The 17052-nt window shown below is 62.7% G+C and carries 19 protein-coding genes; 17 read left to right on the top strand and 2 right to left on the bottom strand.

Annotation, left to right across the window (positions count from 1 at the left end):
• Positions 1-3 precede the first annotated feature (3 nt).
• The 8 genes from BT125_RS16460 to BT125_RS16425 all read left to right on the top strand — a co-directional run bounded on the left by BT125_RS16460 (position 4) and on the right by BT125_RS16425 (position 7845).
• Entirely contained in the window at positions 4-2256 is a 2253-nt protein-coding gene (locus BT125_RS16460) for a chemotaxis protein CheA (RefSeq protein WP_072408499.1), read from the top strand.
• A 48-nt stretch (positions 2257-2304) separates the two neighbouring features.
• Complete coding sequence (locus tag BT125_RS16455; RefSeq protein WP_072408497.1) at positions 2305-3438, top strand: protein-glutamate methylesterase/protein-glutamine glutaminase; 1134 nt, start codon at positions 2305-2307, stop codon at positions 3436-3438.
• Positions 3438-4178 carry a flagellar motor protein gene (locus tag BT125_RS16450; protein WP_072408495.1) on the top strand — a complete coding sequence of 247 codons (741 nt, stop codon included), beginning with the start codon at positions 3438-3440 and terminating at the stop codon, positions 4176-4178. The genes BT125_RS16455 and BT125_RS16450 overlap by 1 nt, the downstream gene beginning before the upstream one ends.
• A 15-nt stretch (positions 4179-4193) precedes the next feature.
• Entirely contained in the window at positions 4194-5078 is an 885-nt protein-coding gene (gene motD, locus BT125_RS16445) for a flagellar motor protein MotD (RefSeq protein WP_060738632.1), read from the top strand.
• A 49-nt stretch (positions 5079-5127) separates the two neighbouring features.
• Positions 5128-5919, top strand: coding sequence for a ParA family protein (locus BT125_RS16440; protein WP_072408494.1), 792 nt, complete (start codon positions 5128-5130; stop codon positions 5917-5919).
• 96 nt (positions 5920-6015) lie between these two features.
• Positions 6016-6891, top strand: coding sequence for a CheW domain-containing protein (locus tag BT125_RS16435; RefSeq protein ID WP_072408492.1), 876 nt, complete (start codon positions 6016-6018; stop codon positions 6889-6891).
• Between the two features lie 72 nt (positions 6892-6963).
• Positions 6964-7449, top strand: a complete 486-nt coding sequence (locus BT125_RS16430) for a chemotaxis protein CheW (RefSeq protein WP_003199144.1) — start codon at positions 6964-6966, stop codon at positions 7447-7449.
• Complete coding sequence (locus tag BT125_RS16425; protein ID WP_060738629.1) at positions 7450-7845, top strand: DUF2802 domain-containing protein; 396 nt, start codon at positions 7450-7452, stop codon at positions 7843-7845.
• 140 nt (positions 7846-7985) lie between these two features.
• Here BT125_RS16425 and BT125_RS16420 read toward each other — a convergent pair whose 3' ends face one another.
• Positions 7986-8315 carry an EscU/YscU/HrcU family type III secretion system export apparatus switch protein gene (locus BT125_RS16420; protein WP_014337186.1) on the bottom strand — a complete coding sequence of 110 codons (330 nt, stop codon included), beginning with the start codon at positions 8313-8315 and terminating at the stop codon, positions 7986-7988.
• The gene (locus tag BT125_RS16415; protein ID WP_072408490.1) at positions 8312-9883 is read right to left on the bottom strand and encodes a flagellar hook-length control protein FliK; all 1572 of its coding nucleotides are present in this window, start codon (positions 9881-9883) and stop codon (positions 8312-8314) included. The genes BT125_RS16420 and BT125_RS16415 overlap by 4 nt, the downstream gene beginning before the upstream one ends.
• A gap of 198 nt (positions 9884-10081) precedes the next feature.
• On the opposite strand from BT125_RS16415, the gene ccmA reads away from it, so the two are divergent.
• From ccmA to ccmI, 9 genes are all read left to right on the top strand, one after another.
• The gene (gene ccmA, locus BT125_RS16410; protein ID WP_072408488.1) at positions 10082-10717 is read left to right on the top strand and encodes a cytochrome c biogenesis heme-transporting ATPase CcmA; all 636 of its coding nucleotides are present in this window, start codon (positions 10082-10084) and stop codon (positions 10715-10717) included.
• Positions 10714-11382, top strand: coding sequence for a heme exporter protein CcmB (gene ccmB / locus BT125_RS16405; protein ID WP_003183957.1), 669 nt, complete (start codon positions 10714-10716; stop codon positions 11380-11382). The genes ccmA and ccmB overlap by 4 nt, the downstream gene beginning before the upstream one ends.
• A gap of 94 nt (positions 11383-11476) precedes the next feature.
• Positions 11477-12232: a heme ABC transporter permease gene (locus BT125_RS16400; protein WP_072408486.1), complete on the top strand. Its 756-nt coding sequence runs from the start codon at positions 11477-11479 to the stop codon at positions 12230-12232.
• Positions 12229-12405: a heme exporter protein CcmD gene (gene ccmD, locus BT125_RS16395; RefSeq protein WP_003199159.1), complete on the top strand. Its 177-nt coding sequence runs from the start codon at positions 12229-12231 to the stop codon at positions 12403-12405. Before BT125_RS16400 ends, ccmD begins: the two co-directional genes overlap by 4 nt.
• Positions 12402-12857, top strand: coding sequence for a cytochrome c maturation protein CcmE (gene ccmE / locus BT125_RS16390; RefSeq protein ID WP_060738623.1), 456 nt, complete (start codon positions 12402-12404; stop codon positions 12855-12857). Before ccmD ends, ccmE begins: the two co-directional genes overlap by 4 nt.
• 3 nt (positions 12858-12860) lie before the next feature.
• Entirely contained in the window at positions 12861-14849 is a 1989-nt protein-coding gene (locus tag BT125_RS16385; RefSeq protein WP_072408485.1) for a heme lyase CcmF/NrfE family subunit, read from the top strand.
• Positions 14846-15382, top strand: coding sequence for a DsbE family thiol:disulfide interchange protein (locus BT125_RS16380; protein ID WP_072408483.1), 537 nt, complete (start codon positions 14846-14848; stop codon positions 15380-15382). Before BT125_RS16385 ends, BT125_RS16380 begins: the two co-directional genes overlap by 4 nt.
• Positions 15379-15852: a cytochrome c-type biogenesis protein gene (locus tag BT125_RS16375; protein ID WP_072408480.1), complete on the top strand. Its 474-nt coding sequence runs from the start codon at positions 15379-15381 to the stop codon at positions 15850-15852. The genes BT125_RS16380 and BT125_RS16375 overlap by 4 nt, the downstream gene beginning before the upstream one ends.
• Complete coding sequence (gene ccmI / locus BT125_RS16370; RefSeq protein ID WP_072408477.1) at positions 15845-17047, top strand: c-type cytochrome biogenesis protein CcmI; 1203 nt, start codon at positions 15845-15847, stop codon at positions 17045-17047. The genes BT125_RS16375 and ccmI overlap by 8 nt, the downstream gene beginning before the upstream one ends.
• Positions 17048-17052: the final 5 nt, after the last annotated feature.

The raw sequence follows: 17052 nt of genomic DNA, 5'->3' as shown, positions 1-17052 counted from the left end.
TTAATGAGCTTCGGCGCCGATGAAGAGATCCTTCAGGATTTCCTGGTTGAGGCCGGCGAGATTCTAGAGCAACTATCCGAACAACTGGTCGAGCTGGAAAGCCGACCTGATGATGCGGATCTGCTCAATGCAATTTTTCGCGGTTTCCACACTGTAAAAGGAGGCGCCGGCTTCCTCCAGCTCAACGAGCTGGTGGAGTGCTGTCACATTGCCGAGAACGTGTTCGACATCCTGCGCAAGGGTGAGCGTCGCGTTGACTCGGAGTTGATGGACGTGGTGCTCGAAGCGCTGGATGCGGTCAACAGCATGTTCAGCGAAGTGCGCGAGCGCTCGCCGATTACCCCTGCCACCCCTGAGTTGCTCGCCGCGCTGGCACGCCTGGCCGAGCCGCAATCGGCTGACGAAGCGGCGCCGGTTGCCGAAGCGGTGGTTGAAGAGCCGGTCGCCGCAGAATCGGGTGACATCACCGATAATGAATTCGAACAGCTGCTGGACTCCCTGAATACCGTCAAGGCCCAGGCCGAGGCGCCGGCCGCTCAGGTCGCACCTGCTGCGCAGGGCGCCGGGGCTGGCAGCGATGAAATCACCGATGCCGAGTTCGAGTCGCTGCTCGACCAGCTTCACGGCAAGGGCCAGTTCGCGCCGGATGCGGTCGTTCCGCCGACGGCCCCGGCCGCCCCGAAAGCGGCTGGCGACAGCTCCGACATCACCGACGACGAATTCGAAGCGTTGCTCGACCAGTTGCACGGCAAGGGCACCTTTGCCGTTGACGCGCTGGATTCGGCCATCGCTTCGGCACCGACGCCGGCCAAGCCTGCCGCCGCTGCCGCTGGCAGCGATCTGATCAGCGACCACGAATTCGAATCGCTGCTCGATGAGCTGCATGGCAAGGGCAAGTTCAGCGAAGTCGGTACGGCGTCTGCCGCGCCTGCCGCCACCGCGGCGGCACCGGCGGCCAAGGCCGCTGCGCCCAAACCCGCTGCCAAGGCACCGGAGCCCAAGGCCGAGCCCGCCAAGCCTGCCGCTGCCGCCCCGGCGCCAGCCCGGGCTCCGGCGGCTGCGCCAGCGGAAAAACCGGCCAGCGAAGCCGAGACCACCGTTCGGGTCGACACCGCACGCCTGGACGAGATCATGAACATGGTCGGCGAACTGGTGCTGGTGCGTAACCGTCTGGTGCGCTTGGGTCTCAACAGCCAGGACGAAGCCATGTCCAAGGCCGTGTCGAACCTCGACGTGGTCACGGCCGATTTGCAGACCGCGGTCATGAAGACGCGGATGCAGCCGATCAAGAAAGTCTTCGGGCGCTTCCCGCGCCTGGTTCGCGACCTGGCTCGCCAGCTCAAGAAAGAAATCAACCTGGAACTGGTGGGTGAAGAGACCGACCTCGACAAGAACCTTGTCGAGGCCCTGGCCGACCCGCTGGTCCACTTGGTGCGCAACGCGGTCGACCACGGCATCGAGTCGCCGGAAGAACGCGAAGCCTCGGGCAAGGTCCGCAGCGGCAAGGTGATCCTGGCCGCCGAGCAGGAAGGTGACCACATCCTGTTGTCGATCTCCGACGACGGCAAAGGCATGGACCCGAACGTGCTGCGTTCCATCGCGGTGAAACGCGGTGTAATGGACAAGGATGCCGCCGACCGCCTGAGCGACACCGAGTGCTACAACCTGATCTTCGCCCCGGGTTTCTCGACCAAGACCGAGATTTCCGACGTGTCGGGCCGTGGCGTGGGCATGGACGTGGTGAAAACCAAGATTTCCCAGCTCAACGGTTCGATCAACATCTACTCGACCAAGGGCCAGGGCTCGAAGATCGTCATCAAGGTCCCGTTGACCTTGGCGATCATGCCGACCCTGATGGTGATGCTGGGCAACCAGGCCTTCGCCTTCCCGCTGGTCAACGTCAACGAGATCTTCCACCTCGACCTGTCGCGCACCAACGTGGTGGACGGCCAGGAAGTGGTGATCGTACGGGACAAGGCATTGCCGTTGTTCTACCTCAAGCGCTGGCTGGTCAGCTCCGCGGCTCATGTGGAGCAGGGCGAGGGCCATGTGGTGATCCTTTCGGTGGGCACTCAGCGGATCGGCTTCGTCGTCGACCAGTTGGTGGGCCAGGAAGAAGTGGTCATCAAGCCGTTGGGCAAGATGCTCCAGGGCACCCCGGGCATGTCCGGCGCCACCATCACCGGCGACGGTCGCATCGCGTTGATTCTCGATGTGCCAAGCATGCTCAAGCGTTACGCCGCCCGGCGTATTTGATTCTGGAGGGGGGCGGCCCAGGGCCGCGTCTCGTCTAACGGAGTGTTTATGGTAGTTAAAGTCCTGGTGGTGGACGATTCGGGTTTTTTCCGTCGCCGCGTCTCGGAAATTCTTTCGGCGGACACGAGTATTCAGGTCGTCGGTACCGCGACTAATGGCAAAGAAGCGATCGATCAGGCCCTGGCACTCAAGCCGGACGTGATTACCATGGACTACGAGATGCCGATGATGGACGGCATCACGGCCGTGCGGCATATCATGCAGCGCTGCCCGACCCCGGTGTTGATGTTTTCGTCCCTGACTCACGAAGGCGCCCGGGTAACCCTCGATGCGCTGGACGCCGGGGCGGTGGACTTCCTGCCGAAGAATTTCGAAGACATTTCGCGCAACCCCGACAAGGTCCGGCAGTTGCTGTGCGAAAAGGTCCACAGCATTTCCCGCAGCAATCGTCGTGTCGGTGCCTACAGCACTCCGGCGCCAGCCCCGGTTGCGGCGCCAAGCCCTGTGCCAGCGCCGACGGCATCGAGCAGCTTCAATCCGGCCCCGGTACGCAGCGCCCCGGCACCTGCGCCGACGCGTTCGGCACCTGCCAGTGCAACGTCGCCGGCACCCAAGCGCAAAGCCTACAAGCTGGTGGCGATCGGTACGTCCACAGGCGGTCCGGTGGCGCTGCAACGGGTCTTGACCCAGTTGCCGGCCAACTTCCCGGCTCCCATCGTGCTGATCCAGCACATGCCCGCGGCGTTCACCAAGGCGTTTGCCGAGCGTCTGGACAAGCTGTGCAACATCAGTGTCAAGGAAGCCGAGGATGGTGACATCCTGCGTCCGGGGCTGGCCTTGTTGGCGCCGGGTGGTAAACAGATGATGATCGACGGCCGTGGCGCGGTGAAAATCCTGCCGGGCGATGAGCGCCTGAACTACAAGCCTTGCGTGGACATTACCTTCGGTTCCGCGGCCAAGTCCTACGGTGACAAAGTTCTGGCGGTGGTGCTCACCGGCATGGGCGCCGACGGTCGCGAAGGCGCACGGCTGCTCAAGCAGGGCGGCAGTGCGATCTGGGCCCAGGACGAAGCCAGTTGCGTGATCTACGGCATGCCGATGGCCATCGTCAAAGCCGATCTTGCCGATGCGGTGTACGGGTTGGACGACATCGGTAGACACCTGGTCGAGGCCTGCCTGTAATGGATGTGCTCAGCCTGATTGGCATCATCATGGCGTTCGTCGCCATCATTGGCGGCAATTACCTGGAAGGTGGTCATCTGGGCGCGTTGGCCAACGGTCCGGCGGCGTTGATCGTGCTGGGTGGCACCATTGGTGCGGCGCTGTTGCAGTCGCCCATGAGCGCTTTCAAGCGCGCCATGCAGGTGCTGATCTGGATTCTGTTCCCGCCCCGTGTCGACCTGGCCGGTGGCATCGACCGCGTGGTGAATTGGAGCCTGACCGCTCGCAAGGAAGGCCTGCTGGGCCTGGAAGGGGTGGCCGACGCCGAACCCGACAGCTACTCGCGCAAAGGCCTGCAATTGCTGGTGGACGGCGCCGAGCCGGAAGCCATCCGTAGCATCCTGGAAGTGGATTTCTACACCCAGGAAAGCCGCGACATCGAGGCGGCCAAAGTATTTGAAAGCATGGGCGGCTATGCGCCGACCATCGGCATCATCGGTGCGGTGATGGGCCTTATCCACGTGATGGGCAACCTGGCCGATCCATCGCAGCTGGGCAGTGGTATCGCCGTGGCGTTCGTCGCCACGATCTACGGCGTGGCGAGTGCCAACCTGGTGCTGCTGCCCATCGCGGCCAAGCTCAAGGCCATTGCGTTGCGCCAGTCGCGCTATCGCGAAATGCTGCTGGAAGGGATCCTGTCGATCGCCGAAGGTGAAAACCCGCGCTCCATTGAGTTGAAGCTCCAGGGCTTCATGGATTAATGGGGGATATGGCGCATGGCACGTCGCAGGCATCGTGAAGAACACGTCAACCATGAACGCTGGCTCGTTTCCTACGCCGACTTCATCACGCTGCTGTTCGCTTTTTTCGTGGTCATGTATTCGATTTCGTCGGTCAACGAAGGCAAGTACAAAGTGATTTCCGAGGCGTTGATCGGGGTCTTCACCGATTCCGACCGAGCCCTCAAGCCCATCCCTATCGGCGAGGAGCGGCCCAAGACCACCACCCCGGCCAAACCCTTGGTCAAGGACAGCGAGCAGGTCGATGCCGGTATCGCCGGCAGTAGCGATCCGTTGAAAAGCATCGCCGACGACATCAGCGCGGCGTTCGGTGACCTGATCAGCTCCAACCAGATGACCGTGCGCGGCAACGAGCTGTGGGTCGAGATCGAACTCAATTCCAGCCTGTTGTTCGGCAGTGGCGACGCCATGCCCAGCGACATGGCGTTCAACATCATCGATAAGGTCGCGGCGATCCTCAAGCCCTTCGACAACCCGATCCATGTCGAAGGCTTCACGGACGACCAGCCGATCCGTACCGCGCAATACCCGACCAACTGGGAACTGTCCTCGGCCCGTTCGGCGAGCATCGTGCGCATGCTGGCGATGCAGGGCGTGAACCCCGGTCGCCTGGCCTCGGTGGGCTACGGTGAGTTCCAGCCGGTGGCCAACAACGCGACGGCCGAGGGGCGTGCGCGCAACCGGCGGGTGGTGCTGGTGGTGTCGCGTAACCTCGATGTACGTCGTAGCCTGACCGGTACCGGTACGGCCAATGCAACCCCGGATGCGGCATTGAAGCGGGCTGGCACACAAACTGCACCGGCTCCGGTCAAGTCGCCGGGAAGACAGAGTGCCGTCAATTCTCCGTCACCCGCTTTATAACCGAGCTATTTCTCGGTCGAGCCTGTTTCGGCCGGGAGGAACGATCCGAATGAGAGTCTGGGCAGTCGCCAATCAAAAAGGTGGTGTGGGCAAGACCACATCTTCCATCGCTTTAGCCGGGTTGCTGGCCGAGGCGGGCAAGCGCGTGGTCATCGTCGATCTGGACCCCCATGGCTCGATGACCAGCTACTTCGGCTACGATCCCGACAGCTTGGAGCACAGCAACTTCGACCTGTTCCTGCACAAGGGCGTGGTGCCCGAGGGTTTGCCGGGGCAATTGTTGTTGTCCACCAGCGACGAACGGATTTCCCTGTTGCCGTCGAGCACCGCCCTGGCCACCCTGGAGCGACAATCGCCCGGGCAGAGTGGCCTGGGCCTGGTGATCGCCAAGAGTCTGGCGCAGCTGTGGCAGGATTTCGATTACGCGATCATCGACAGCCCGCCGTTGCTGGGGTTGCTGATGGTCAATGCTCTGGCCGCCAGTCAGCAATTGGTGATCCCCGTGCAGACCGAACATTTGGCCGTCAAGGGGTTGGAACGCATGGTCAATACACTGGCGATGGTCAACCGCTCGCGCAAACAGACGCTGGCCTTCAACATCGTGCCTACGCTGTTCGACCGTCGCACCCAGGCGTCCCTGGGGACCCTGCGGGTGTTGCGGGACAAGTACCCGGATGACATCTGGCAGGGCTATATCCCCGTCGACACCCGCCTGCGGGATGCCAGCCGCGCCGGTGTGACCCCTTCGCAATTCGATGGCAAGAGCCGTGGCGTGCTGGCTTACCGAGCGCTGCTCAAGCATCTGCTGGCCCAACAGCTTGTTTCGCAGCAGGTGGCTTAAGGTGACGAGGCTTTCCACTGGCAGTGTGTTCGCTTGCGAACGCTCAAGTCCTGCCGCATTCATGCCGATAACCTCTTCAAGTGGCGCACTGTTCCTATGAGCCGCCCAGTAAAGACAACCTCGCGTCCGCAAATGGCCCTGCAGTCCTATCTGGATGGCCTTTTGCAGGAAGCGACCGAAGAACTGCCACCGCCGCCAGGCGTGATCGAGGCGTTGCCCGAACACGTCGAAGCCGAGGGTGTGCTGGATGAATTTCAAGCGGCCGTGCTCGAAGAGCAGGCCCGTGACGCACAGAAGTCAGTGGTGGCCGCGGCGGTCGAAGCGCCGTTCATCAAGCCACAACTGGCGGTAATGGAGGCACCTGCTCCGATCCTGGCGCCGGTCTCGACCGTTGCGCCGTTGCTGCAGGGGTTGGTGACGCCGGTGGTGGAAGTCCACTTGCCGCCGAGCAACCCACCGCCACCGGTGCCGGGTGACGACCGTCCGGCCTGGGCCGCCGAGCCGTTCGAGTGTTTGTTGTTTGATGTGGCCGGGTTGACCCTGGCGGTGCCGCTGGTCTGCCTGGGATCGATTTATTCCCTGGCCGGGCAGGAGCTGACGCCGCTGTTCGGTCAGCCGGAATGGTTCCTCGGGATCCTGCCGAGCCAGGCGGGCAACCTGAAGGTACTGGATACGGCACGCTGGGTGATGCCGGACCGTTATCGCGATGATTTTCGCCAGGGCCTGCAATACGTGATTTCGGTGCAAGGTTATGAGTGGGGATTGGCGGTGCATCAGGTCAGCCGTTCGCTGCGCCTGGATCCGAACGAGATCAAGTGGCGCAGCCATCGAGGGCAACGGCCATGGCTGGCCGGTACGGTGATCGAACACATGTGCGCCTTGCTGGACGTTTCCGAGCTGGCGGAGTTGATCGCCAGCGGCGGGGCAAAACACCTGGGCGGCAGCAAGAAGCCGGTCCAGAAACCGAAATAAGACAACCGGTGCCGCACAGCGTCGCCGGACAGAATACACGCCGCCACAGGCGGTTTTTCGAGGGGTCAAGGTATGAATGATAAGGCGTCGTCTCAAAAGGGTTCTGAAGATCCGATTCTGCAATGGGTGACCTTCAAGCTCGATAACGAAACCTACGGCATCAACGTGATGCGCGTTCAGGAAGTGCTGCGCTATACCGAGATCGCCCCGGTACCGGGTGCACCCAGCTACGTGCTGGGCATCATCAACCTGCGTGGCAACGTCGTCACCGTGATCGATACCCGTCAGCGTTTCGGCCTGATGAACGCCGAGATCAGCGACAACACCCGGATCGTCATCATCGAAGCCGACAAGCAAGTGGTTGGCATCATGGTCGACAGCGTCGCCGAAGTGGTTTACTTGCGTCAGTCGGAAATCGAGACGGCGCCGAACGTGGGTAACGAAGAATCCGCCAAGTTCATTCAAGGCGTGTGCAACAAGAATAACGAGTTGCTGATTCTGGTTGAACTGGACAAGATGATGAGCGAAGAAGAGTGGTCGGAACTGGAGAGTATCTGATTGATTCTTGAGGTAGCAGTCATTGTCCTGTTCCTTTTCTGGGCAGGTACGCTGGCGATGTTCTTGGCATACATACGTGGCCAGCGGCAGATTGCCGCTCAGCAGGCCCAGGGCGATGCGCTGCGCGACCAGCGCATCAAGGACCTGGCCAAGCGCGTCGACGATTACCAGAACGGCACCGTGCGCATGGGCGAAGCGCTCCATGAGCTGCGTGCCGTGGTTGCGCCGTTGCCGGACAAACTCGCCCAGTTGGAGCAGCGTGACCCCTCCAGCCTGTCCTTCGCCCAGGCCGCCCGCCTGGTGGGCATGGGCGCCAGCGTCGACGAACTGACCCAAGCCTGCGGCCTGACCCAGGCCGAGGCGGAGTTGATGAGCAAGCTGCACCGAGGCGGCTGATCGCTTTCTTCGCAGCATTCATGTGGGAGCGAGCTTGCTCGCGATAGCGGTGTGACCGTCAACAGCGATGTTGAATGTGAGCCCATGATCGCGAGCAAGCTCGGCTCCCACAGTTTCTTCTGGCGCTCTCGTGGCTGTGATCAGTAATCGTCGCCGCGGTCGGTCACGTCCTTTTCGACACTCGGCGCATTCGGGTCATGGCCTTGGGGGAACTTGCCCTTGAGGTTCCAGGCGAACGCGATGATCTCGGCAATCGTGCGGTACAGCTCTTCCGGGATACTGTCCCCCAATTCCATCCGTGCCAGCAGCTTCACCAGCTCGGCATTCTCGTAGATCGGTACCTCACTTTCCCGGGCGATGCGCAGGATTTCCTCGGCCAGGGCTTCGTCGCCCTTGGCGGTGAGGGTGGGGGCGTGGTGGCCGTCGTATTTGAGGGCGATGGCCTGGCGAGGTTCGGTGTGGGTTGTCATGCGGTTTCGTCCACCCAGCGTTGTTCCAGGCGAGTCTTGGGGCCTTGGGGCGGGGTGCCGAGGTGGCAGTCCAGGTCGCCGACGGTCAGGCCACAGGTCACCAGGCGCTCACGCAGCACTGTCAGGTTGCTTTCGATCAGGCTCGCGGTGTACGGCCGTTCTGCCCACAATTGGCTGGACAGGCTGCCGCTGAGCAACTGGGCTTGAATCTGCAGCGGACCGAGCGGTTCCATGTCGAACGCCAGTTCGACCCGCCAGAGCTGCTGTTTCGGCTCGCGTTCTTCACGGCGTTCGTCTGGTTGTTCCCGGGGCGGGGTTTCCTCGCGCTGGAACTTGACCTGCAACGGCACGATGTCCTGCAGGTTGCGCATCGGGATTTCCAACTGCCAGGTGCTCATCAAGCGACCGTCGTCGGTCAGACCGGTTTGTTCCAGACTCGACAACTGATGGCTTTGCAGGCGTGACACGGCAGCGGCGGCCAGACGCAGCAGGTGCTCCAGATCGCCGCCTTCGTCCTGGTCTTTCAACTGGCGCGAGGGCAGGGGAAAACTGGTGGGTTGCGGCTTGGCGCTGACCTGGCCGAGCATCCCCAGGGCGCTGCGCACGAAACTCGGCAGGACCTGGGCCAGCGTATTGGCGGCAATGATGGCGCTCAGGTTGGTGGAGGCGGGCAGGGCCGGTGTCAGTTGGGCTATCAGTTTCAGCAGGTCGCCTTTCATGTCCGGCGCCAGGCTCGGTGGCTGGCCCGCGAGCAGTTTGCTTTCCAGGAACACCCCGCTGGCGACCATGGCCTGGGCCAAGCCCTTGGGCGTGCTCAGTTGCTGGACATCCGGCAGTCCAGCCAGCAAGCGAGTCACCGCGGCGCGCAGTTCGGTGCCGGTGTCGTCGGTGACCGGCAGGTTTTGCAGGGCAGTGATCAGGCTGTCCAGCGAACCCTGGCGGCTCACTTGGGTGAGCAGTTGCTGGCTCACAGCCAGTTGCTCCTGGCGGTTGCTCAGGGGAACGAATTTCAGCGTCTGGGCATCTTGCACCTGGGCGCTCAAGAGCGTGCCGATGCGCAGCGGTCGGGGGCTGTCGATGTCCAGGGTACTGCCGGCCTGGGCGGTATTGAGCAGGCTCACCAATGACCGATAGACCGCCGGCTGCCCGGGCAAGGACGGCAATGCCTGGCTGGTCAGCACCTTGCCTTGCAGCAGCGTGCCGACCGGCATCTGCGCCGTGTCGATGCGCGTCAAGGTGGCGACGCTGGAGGCAACGGCCTGCTGCACGGCAATCGTCAGGTTGCTGGGGGACGGTTGGGTCACGGCCAGGCTGGTGCCCTGGGGTAGCGGCTGGGTGCTGGTGGCTTGCACGGTGGTCTGGCGGCCGTTCTCCAAGGTGACCTTGAGCAACAGCTGAAAAGTCTGGTCGGCCTGCTTGAGCGACAGCACTTCGGCCTGGGCGGTCTGGCCGGGGCCGATCAGCCCTTCGGCCGGTGCCAGCAATTTGAGCAGCTCGCCCGTCACCGCTGGCATACGCGTCGTTGCCGTGGCCTGGGGCAGCGGCAGGATGTTGATGTCGCCTGTCATCTGCGGTCTTACCCTGGGAAAATAAGCCCTCTTGAGAGTAGGGCATCACATGTATAATGCCGCCCGTCTTTCAGGGAGTGGCGAAAACCTTGCAATTGTTTGACGCAGCTCTGTGGAACAGGCCGTCAAAGCATCTATGCTGCACCTCTTTAACGGCCGCTGCACCGCCGACTTGAACCGTATAAGGCCCGCGATCCCTTGACCAGTCCTCTCCTGCAAACCGTTGGCCTCGCCTGTGAGCGAGACTTGCGGCTGCTTTTCGAAAACCTGGAATTGAGACTCTCGCCGGGCGATATGGTGCAGATCAGTGGCCCCAACGGTAGCGGCAAGACCAGCCTGTTGCGCCTGCTCGCCGGATTGATGCAGCCCACCGCGGGCCAAGTGTTGCTCAATGGCCAGCCCTTGCACAGCCAGCGCAGCGAGCTGGCCCGTAACCTGCTCTGGATTGGCCATGCCGCCGGCATCAAGGACTTGCTGACCCCCGAAGAAAACCTCAGCTGGCTCTGCGCTCTGCATACGCCGGCCGGCCGCGAGGCGATCTGGCAGGCATTGGCGGCGGTCGGGCTGCGCGGCTTCGAGGATGTGCCGAGCCACACCCTGTCCGCCGGCCAGCAGCGCCGGGTGGCCCTGGCCCGGTTGTACCTGGACGGTCCACCGCTGTGGATTCTCGACGAGCCGTTCACCGCCCTGGACAAGCAGGGCGTCGCGCAGCTTGAGGAACACCTGGCCCAGCATTGCGAAAACGGCGGCATGGTGCTGTTGACCACCCACCATACGCTGGCGCGGATGCCGTCCGGCTATCGCAACATCGATCTGGGGAGCTGGGCCGTATGAGTGTGTTTGGCCTGTTACTGGCCCGCGAGGCGCGCCTGCTCTTTCGTCGTCCGGCCGAATTGGCCAATCCGTTGGTGTTCTTCGCGATCGTCATCGCACTGTTCCCGCTGGCGGTCGGTCCGGAGACTCAATTGTTGCAAACCTTGTCTCCGGGACTGGTCTGGGTGGCCGCGCTTTTATCGGTCCTGCTCTCGCTGGACGGGCTTTTCCGCAGTGATTTCGAAGACGGTTCCCTGGAACAGTGGGTCCTTTCGTCGCACCCCCTGGCCCTTCTGGTTTTGGCCAAGGTACTGGCACACTGGGTTTTTTCCGGGTTGGCGCTGGTGCTGCTCTCGCCGCTGTTGGCGATGATGCTGGGTTTGCCCGCCGCGTGCATGCCGGTGCTGCTGGTGTCGCTGCTGCTGGGCACGCCGGTGTTGAGCCTGCTCGGTGCGGTGGGCGCGGCGTTGACGGTGGGGTTGAAGCGCGGTGGCCTGTTGCTGGCGTTGCTGATCCTGCCCTTGTATATCCCGGTGCTGATCCTGGGCAGTGGTGCCTTGCAAGCGGCGTTGCAAGGCATGCCCGCGACCGGTTATCTGTTGTGGCTTGGGAGCCTGACCGCCCTGGCGATAACCCTGACACCCTTTGCAATAGCCGCTGGCCTGAAGATCAGCGTCGGCGAATAATAATGAGGCCTGGTCAAGAATTGACCACTTCTGCGGAAGTTAAGGCAGACCTGGCTGCTCGTGATGACGAGCCGCAACCGTGATGGAAACTGCAATGAACTGGACCTGGTTTCATAAGCTTGGCTCACCCAAGTGGTTCTACGGCATCAGTGGCAGACTGTTGCCCTGGTTGAGCCTCTTCGCACTGCTGCTGATTGGCGTCGGCGTGGTCTGGGGCCTGGCCTTCGCCCCACCGGATTACCAGCAGGGCAATAGCTTCCGGATCATCTACATCCACGTTCCCACCGCGATGCTGGCCCAGTCCATCTACGTGATGCTGGCGGTGTGTGGCGTGGTCGGGCTGGTGTGGAAAATGAAACTGGCCGACGTAGCCCTGCAATGCGCCGCGCCCATCGGCGCCTGGATGACCGCCGTGGCGCTGGTCACCGGGGCCATCTGGGGCAAGCCGACCTGGGGTTCCTGGTGGGTCTGGGATGCGCGACTGACGTCGATGCTGATCCTGCTGTTCCTGTACTTCGGTCTTATTGCGCTGGGCAACGCCATCAGCAATCGTGACAGTGCCGCCAAAGCCTGCGCGGTGCTGGCGATTGTCGGCGTGATCAACATCCCGATCATCAAGTATTCGGTGGAGTGGTGGAACACCCTGCACCAGGGCGCGACGTTCACCCTCACCGAAAAGCCGGCGATGCCCGTGGAAATGTGGCTGCCGCTGTTGCTGACGGTGCTGGGCTTCTACTGTTTCTTCGGCGCGGTGCTGTTGCTGCGCATGCGCCTGGAAGTGCTCAAGCGCGAATCCCGGGCCAGTTGGGTGAAGGCCGAAGTACAGAACAGCCTGGAGGCCGCTCGATGAGTTTCGCTTCATTCGGCGATTTCCTCGCCATGGGTCATCATGGCCTGTATGTCTGGTCGGCCTATGGCATTTGCCTGGTGGTGCTGGCCCTCAACGTGGCGGTGCCGATTCTGGCCCGCAAGCGGTATCTGCAACAAGAGGCGCGTCGTCTGCGCCGGGAGAACGGTCAGTGAATCCGCTGCGCAAAAAACGTCTTGTCATCATTCTGGCGATCCTGGTGGGTGTCGGTGCCGCGGTCGGCCTGGCCCTGAGTGCCCTGCAGCAGAACATCAACCTGTTTTATACCCCGACCCAGATCGCCAGTGGCGAAGCGCCCAAGGACACCCGCATCCGTGCTGGCGGCATGGTGGAGAAAGGCTCGCTGGTGCGCTCTGGAGATTCCTTGGACGTGAAATTCAATGTCACCGACTTCAACAAGACCGTGACCATCACCTATCGCGGCATCCTCCCGGACCTGTTCCGCGAAGGGCAGGGCATCGTCGCCCTGGGCAAGCTCAACGCCGATGGCGTGGTGGTGGCCGACGAAGTGCTGGCCAAGCACGACGAAAAATACATGCCGCCGGAAGTGACCAAGGCCCTGAAAGACAGCGGCCAGTCGGCGCCCGCTCCCGTGAAGGAGGGCTGATCGATGACTGCTGGCATCTTTGTTCCCGAGTTGGGCCACCTGGCGATGATCCTGGCCCTGTGTTTTTCCCTGGTACAGGCCATAGTGCCCTTGCTCGGCGCCTGGCGCGGCGACCGTCTGTGGATGAGCCTGGCCCAGCCCGCGGCGTGGGGGCAGTTCGCTTTTATGCTGTTTGCCTTTGGTTGCCTGACCTACGCCTTCATGGCCGATGATTTTTCCGTAGAGTACGTCGCCAGTAACTCCAACAGCGCCTTGCCCTGGTACTACAAGTTCAGCGCCGTGTGGGGCGCCCACGAAGGTTCGCTGTTGCTTTGGGCGTTGATTCTCGCCGGCTGGACCTTCGCGGTCTCGGTGTTTTCCCGGCAGTTGCCCCAGGTGATGCTGGCTCGGGTGCTGGCAGTGATGGGCATGATCAGCACCGGTTTCCTGTTGTTCCTGATCGTCACGTCCAACCCGTTCAAGCGCATCCTGCCCCAGATGCCGGTGGACGGACGCGACCTCAATCCGTTGCTGCAGGACATCGGCCTGATCGTTCACCCACCGATGCTCTACATGGGCTACGTCGGCTTCTCCGTGGCCTTCTCCTTTGCTATCGCCGCGTTGCTCGGTGGTCGCCTCGATGCCGCGTGGGCACGTTGGTCGCGGCCATGGACCATCGTCGCCTGGGCCTTCCTGGGCATCGGCATCACCCTCGGTTCGTGGTGGGCCTATTACGAACTCGGTTGGGGCGGCTGGTGGTTCTGGGACCCGGTGGAAAACGCTTCGTTCATGCCCTGGTTGGTGGGCACGGCGCTGATTCACTCCCTGGCTGTCACGGAAAAGCGCGGTGTGTTCAAGAGCTGGACCGTGCTGCTGGCCATCGCAGCGTTCTCCCTGAGCCTGCTGGGAACGTTCCTGGTGCGTTCCGGGGTGCTGACGTCGGTACATGCCTTCGCCTCGGACCCTGAGCGTGGCGTGTTCATCCTGATGTTCCTGCTGTTCGTCGTCGGCGGTTCGCTGACGTTGTTCGCCCTGCGTGCCCCGGTGGTCAAGAGCCAGGTTGGCTTCAACCTCTGGTCACGGGAAACCCTGTTGCTGGGCAACAACCTGGTGCTGGTGGTGGCCGCGTCGATGATCCTGCTGGGGACGTTGTACCCGCTGGTGCTCGATGCGCTGTCTGGCGCCAAGCTGTCGGTAGGCCCGCCGTATTTCAATGCGTTGTTCATCCCGCTGATGGCGATCCTGATGGTGGTGATGGCTATCGGTATGCTGGTGCGCTGGAAAGACACCCCGGTCAAGTGGCTGCTGGGCATGTTGACGCCGGTGCTGCTGGGCACGGCCGCCCTGGCCGTGGTGGCCGGCGTGGCCTATGGCGACTTCAACTGGGCGGTGCTGGCGACATTCGTGCTGGCGGCCTGGGTGTTGCTGGCCGGTGTCCGGGATATCTTCGACAAGACCCGCCACAAAGGCCTGATCAAAGGCCTGCCGACCCTGACCCGCAGTTACTGGGGCATGCAGATCGCCCACCTGGGCATCGCCGTCTGTGCCCTGGGCGTGGTGCTTTCCAGCCAGAACAGCGCCGAGCGCGACTTGCGCCTGGCGCCGGGCGAGTCCATGGACCTGGGCGGTTATCAGTTCGTGTTCGAGGGCGCCAAGCATTTCGAGGGGCCGAACTTCACGTCCGACAAAGGCACTGTGCGGGTCATTCGCAACGGTCAGGAAATCACCGTGCTGCATCCGGAAAAACGCCTCTACACCGTGCAGAACTCGGTCATGACCGAGGCTGGGATCGATGCCGGTTTCACCCGCGACCTCTACGTGGCCTTGGGCGAATCCCTGGGCGAAGGCGCATGGGCGGTGCGGGTCCACGTCAAGCCGTTCGTGCGCTGGATCTGGTTCGGTGGCTTGCTCACTGGCCTGGGTGGGGTACTGGCGGCGCTGGATCGTCGTTATCGGGTCAAGGTGAAAACCCGGGTGCGTGAAGCCCTGGGCGTGACGGGAGCCACTGCATGAAACGTTGGTTGATGGTGTTGCCGCTGGCGCTGTTCCTGTTGATGGCGGTGTTTTTGTATCGGGGGTTGTACCTGAACCCGAGCGAATTGCCCTCGGCGATGATTGGCAAGCCGTTCCCGGAGTTTTCCCTGCCTTCGGTGCAAGGTGACAAGACCCTGACCCGTGCCGACCTGCTGGGCAAGCCGGCGCTGGTCAACGTGTGGGGCACCTGGTGCATTTCCTGCCGGGTCGAACACCCGGTGCTGAACAAGCTGGCCCAGAACGGCGTGGTGATCTACGGCGTCAATTACAAGGACGTCAATGCCGACGCCTTGAAGTGGCTGGCCGAATTCCACAACCCGTATCAATTGGACATTCGTGATGAAGACGGCTCCCTGGGCCTGAACCTGGGCGTCTATGGCGCACCGGAAACCTTCTTCATCGATGCCAAGGGCGTGATCCGCGACAAGTTCGTCGGTGTGATCGACGAACAGGTCTGGCGCGAGAAACTGGCCGCCAAGTATCAGGCCCTGGTGGACGAGGCCAAGCCATGAAGCGCTGGTTAGCCGCCGCCATCCTCGGTTTGAGCCTGGTCGGTGTGGCTCATGCTGCCATCGACACCTACGAATTCGCCAACGATGGCGAGCGCGAGCGGTTTCGCGAACTGACCAAGGAACTGCGCTGCCCCAAGTGCCAGAACCAGGACATCGCCGACTCCAACGCCCCGATTGCCGCCGACCTGCGCAAGGAAATCTTTCGCATGCTCGGCGAGGGCAAGGACAACCAGCAGATCATCGACTTCATGGTCGATCGCTACGGTGAGTTCGTGCGCTACAACCCCGCCCTGTCCTCCAAGACCGCGCTGCTCTGGTTCGGCCCCGCCGGGCTGTTGCTCGGTGGTTTCGTGATCATCGCGGTGATCGTGCGCCGGCGCCGGGTCCAGCGTTCGGCCGCCCCGGACACGCTTTCTGTCGAAGAGCGCCAGCGCCTCGACCAACTGTTGGATAAAACCAAGCATGATTGATTTCTGGCTCGCCGCAGGTCTGCTTCTTCTGATTGCCCTGAGTTTTCTGTTGATCCCTGTCCTACGTGGTCGTCGCGCTCAACGCGAAGAGGACCGGACTGCGCTCAACGTGGCGCTGTACCAGGAGCGCGTGGCCGAATTGCAGGCCGAGCGGGAGGAGGGCGTGCTCAACGCCGCGCAACTGGACACCGGTCGCGCCGAAGCCGCCCGTGAACTGCTCGCCGACACCGAGGGCGCCGATGCCCCGCGTGAATCCCGGTTGGGCAAGCCGCTGCCACTGCTCGCTGCCGTGCTGGTGCCGGTGTTGGGTCTGGCGCTGTACCTGCATTTCGGTGCCAGTGACAAGGTCGAGCTGACCCGTGAATTCGCCCAGGCGCCGCAGTCGATGGAAGAGATGACCCAGCGCCTGGAGCGCGCGGTGGCGGCGCAGCCGGATAATGCCGAGGGGCTGTACTTTCTCGGGCGTACCTACATGGCTCAGGATCGGCCGGCGGACGCGGCGAAGATCTTCGAGCGCACCGTGGCCGTCGCCGGTCGTCAACCGGAACTGTTGGGCCAGTGGGCCCAGGCGCAGTATTTCGCCGATGGCAAGAAATGGTCGGATAAAATCCAGGCCTTGACCGACGAAGCGCTCAAGCTCGATCCGAAGGAGGTCACCAGCCTCGGCCTATTGGGCATCGCCGCGTTTGAAGGCGAGCGTTATCAGGATGCGATCGACTACTGGGGGCGTCTGCTCGCGCAACTGCCGGAAGGCGACAAATCTCGCGAGGCGTTGCAGGGCGGCATCACCCGTGCCACCGAGAAGCTGCAAGCCGCCGGTGGCAAAGTCGTCCAGGCCCCGGTGGCCAAGACCGGGGCATTGCTCAAGGTCCGTGTCGATCTGGCGCCGGCACTCAAGGCCAAGGTGCAGCCGGGCGACAGCGTGTTCATCTTCGCCCGTGCCGTTTCCGGCCCACCGGCGCCGCTGGCCGCCAAACGCCTGACGGTGGCCGATCTGCCGGTCACGGTGGAACTGGGCGACGCGGACGCCATGATGCCGCAGTTGAAACTGTCGAACTTCCCCGAAGTCCAACTGATGGCGCGCATCTCCCGGGCCGGTCAGCCGACCGCCGGTGAGTGGATCGGCCGCAGCCAGCCCCTGGCAAGCAGCACCACGGCGCAACAACAATTGACCATCGACAGCCCGGACAAATAACAGGA

It is taken from the genome of Pseudomonas sp. NFACC04-2, assembly GCF_900119265.1.
GTDB lineage: Bacteria > Pseudomonadota > Gammaproteobacteria > Pseudomonadales > Pseudomonadaceae > Aquipseudomonas > Aquipseudomonas fluorescens_AA.
The sequence above is the reverse complement of the archived record's forward strand: the minus strand, read 5'-3'. Positions and strand labels throughout refer to the sequence as shown.

Coding starts and splice junctions, on each gene's coding strand:
- BT125_RS16460 (WP_072408499.1), top strand. CDS start 4: ATGAGCTTCGGCGCCGATGAAGAGATCCTTCAGGATTTCCTGGTTGAG.
- BT125_RS16455 (WP_072408497.1), top strand. CDS start 2,305: ATGGTAGTTAAAGTCCTGGTGGTGGACGATTCGGGTTTTTTCCGTCGC.
- BT125_RS16450 (WP_072408495.1), top strand. CDS start 3,438: ATGGATGTGCTCAGCCTGATTGGCATCATCATGGCGTTCGTCGCCATC.
- motD (WP_060738632.1), top strand. CDS start 4,194: ATGGCACGTCGCAGGCATCGTGAAGAACACGTCAACCATGAACGCTGG.
- BT125_RS16440 (WP_072408494.1), top strand. CDS start 5,128: ATGAGAGTCTGGGCAGTCGCCAATCAAAAAGGTGGTGTGGGCAAGACC.
- BT125_RS16435 (WP_072408492.1), top strand. CDS start 6,016: ATGAGCCGCCCAGTAAAGACAACCTCGCGTCCGCAAATGGCCCTGCAG.
- BT125_RS16430 (WP_003199144.1), top strand. CDS start 6,964: ATGAATGATAAGGCGTCGTCTCAAAAGGGTTCTGAAGATCCGATTCTG.
- BT125_RS16420 (WP_014337186.1), bottom strand. CDS start 8,315: ATGACAACCCACACCGAACCTCGCCAGGCCATCGCCCTCAAATACGAC.
- BT125_RS16415 (WP_072408490.1), bottom strand. CDS start 9,883: ATGACAGGCGACATCAACATCCTGCCGCTGCCCCAGGCCACGGCAACG.
- ccmB (WP_003183957.1), top strand. CDS start 10,714: ATGAGTGTGTTTGGCCTGTTACTGGCCCGCGAGGCGCGCCTGCTCTTT.
- BT125_RS16400 (WP_072408486.1), top strand. CDS start 11,477: ATGAACTGGACCTGGTTTCATAAGCTTGGCTCACCCAAGTGGTTCTAC.
- ccmD (WP_003199159.1), top strand. CDS start 12,229: ATGAGTTTCGCTTCATTCGGCGATTTCCTCGCCATGGGTCATCATGGC.
- BT125_RS16385 (WP_072408485.1), top strand. CDS start 12,861: ATGACTGCTGGCATCTTTGTTCCCGAGTTGGGCCACCTGGCGATGATC.
- BT125_RS16380 (WP_072408483.1), top strand. CDS start 14,846: ATGAAACGTTGGTTGATGGTGTTGCCGCTGGCGCTGTTCCTGTTGATG.
- BT125_RS16375 (WP_072408480.1), top strand. CDS start 15,379: ATGAAGCGCTGGTTAGCCGCCGCCATCCTCGGTTTGAGCCTGGTCGGT.
- ccmI (WP_072408477.1), top strand. CDS start 15,845: ATGATTGATTTCTGGCTCGCCGCAGGTCTGCTTCTTCTGATTGCCCTG.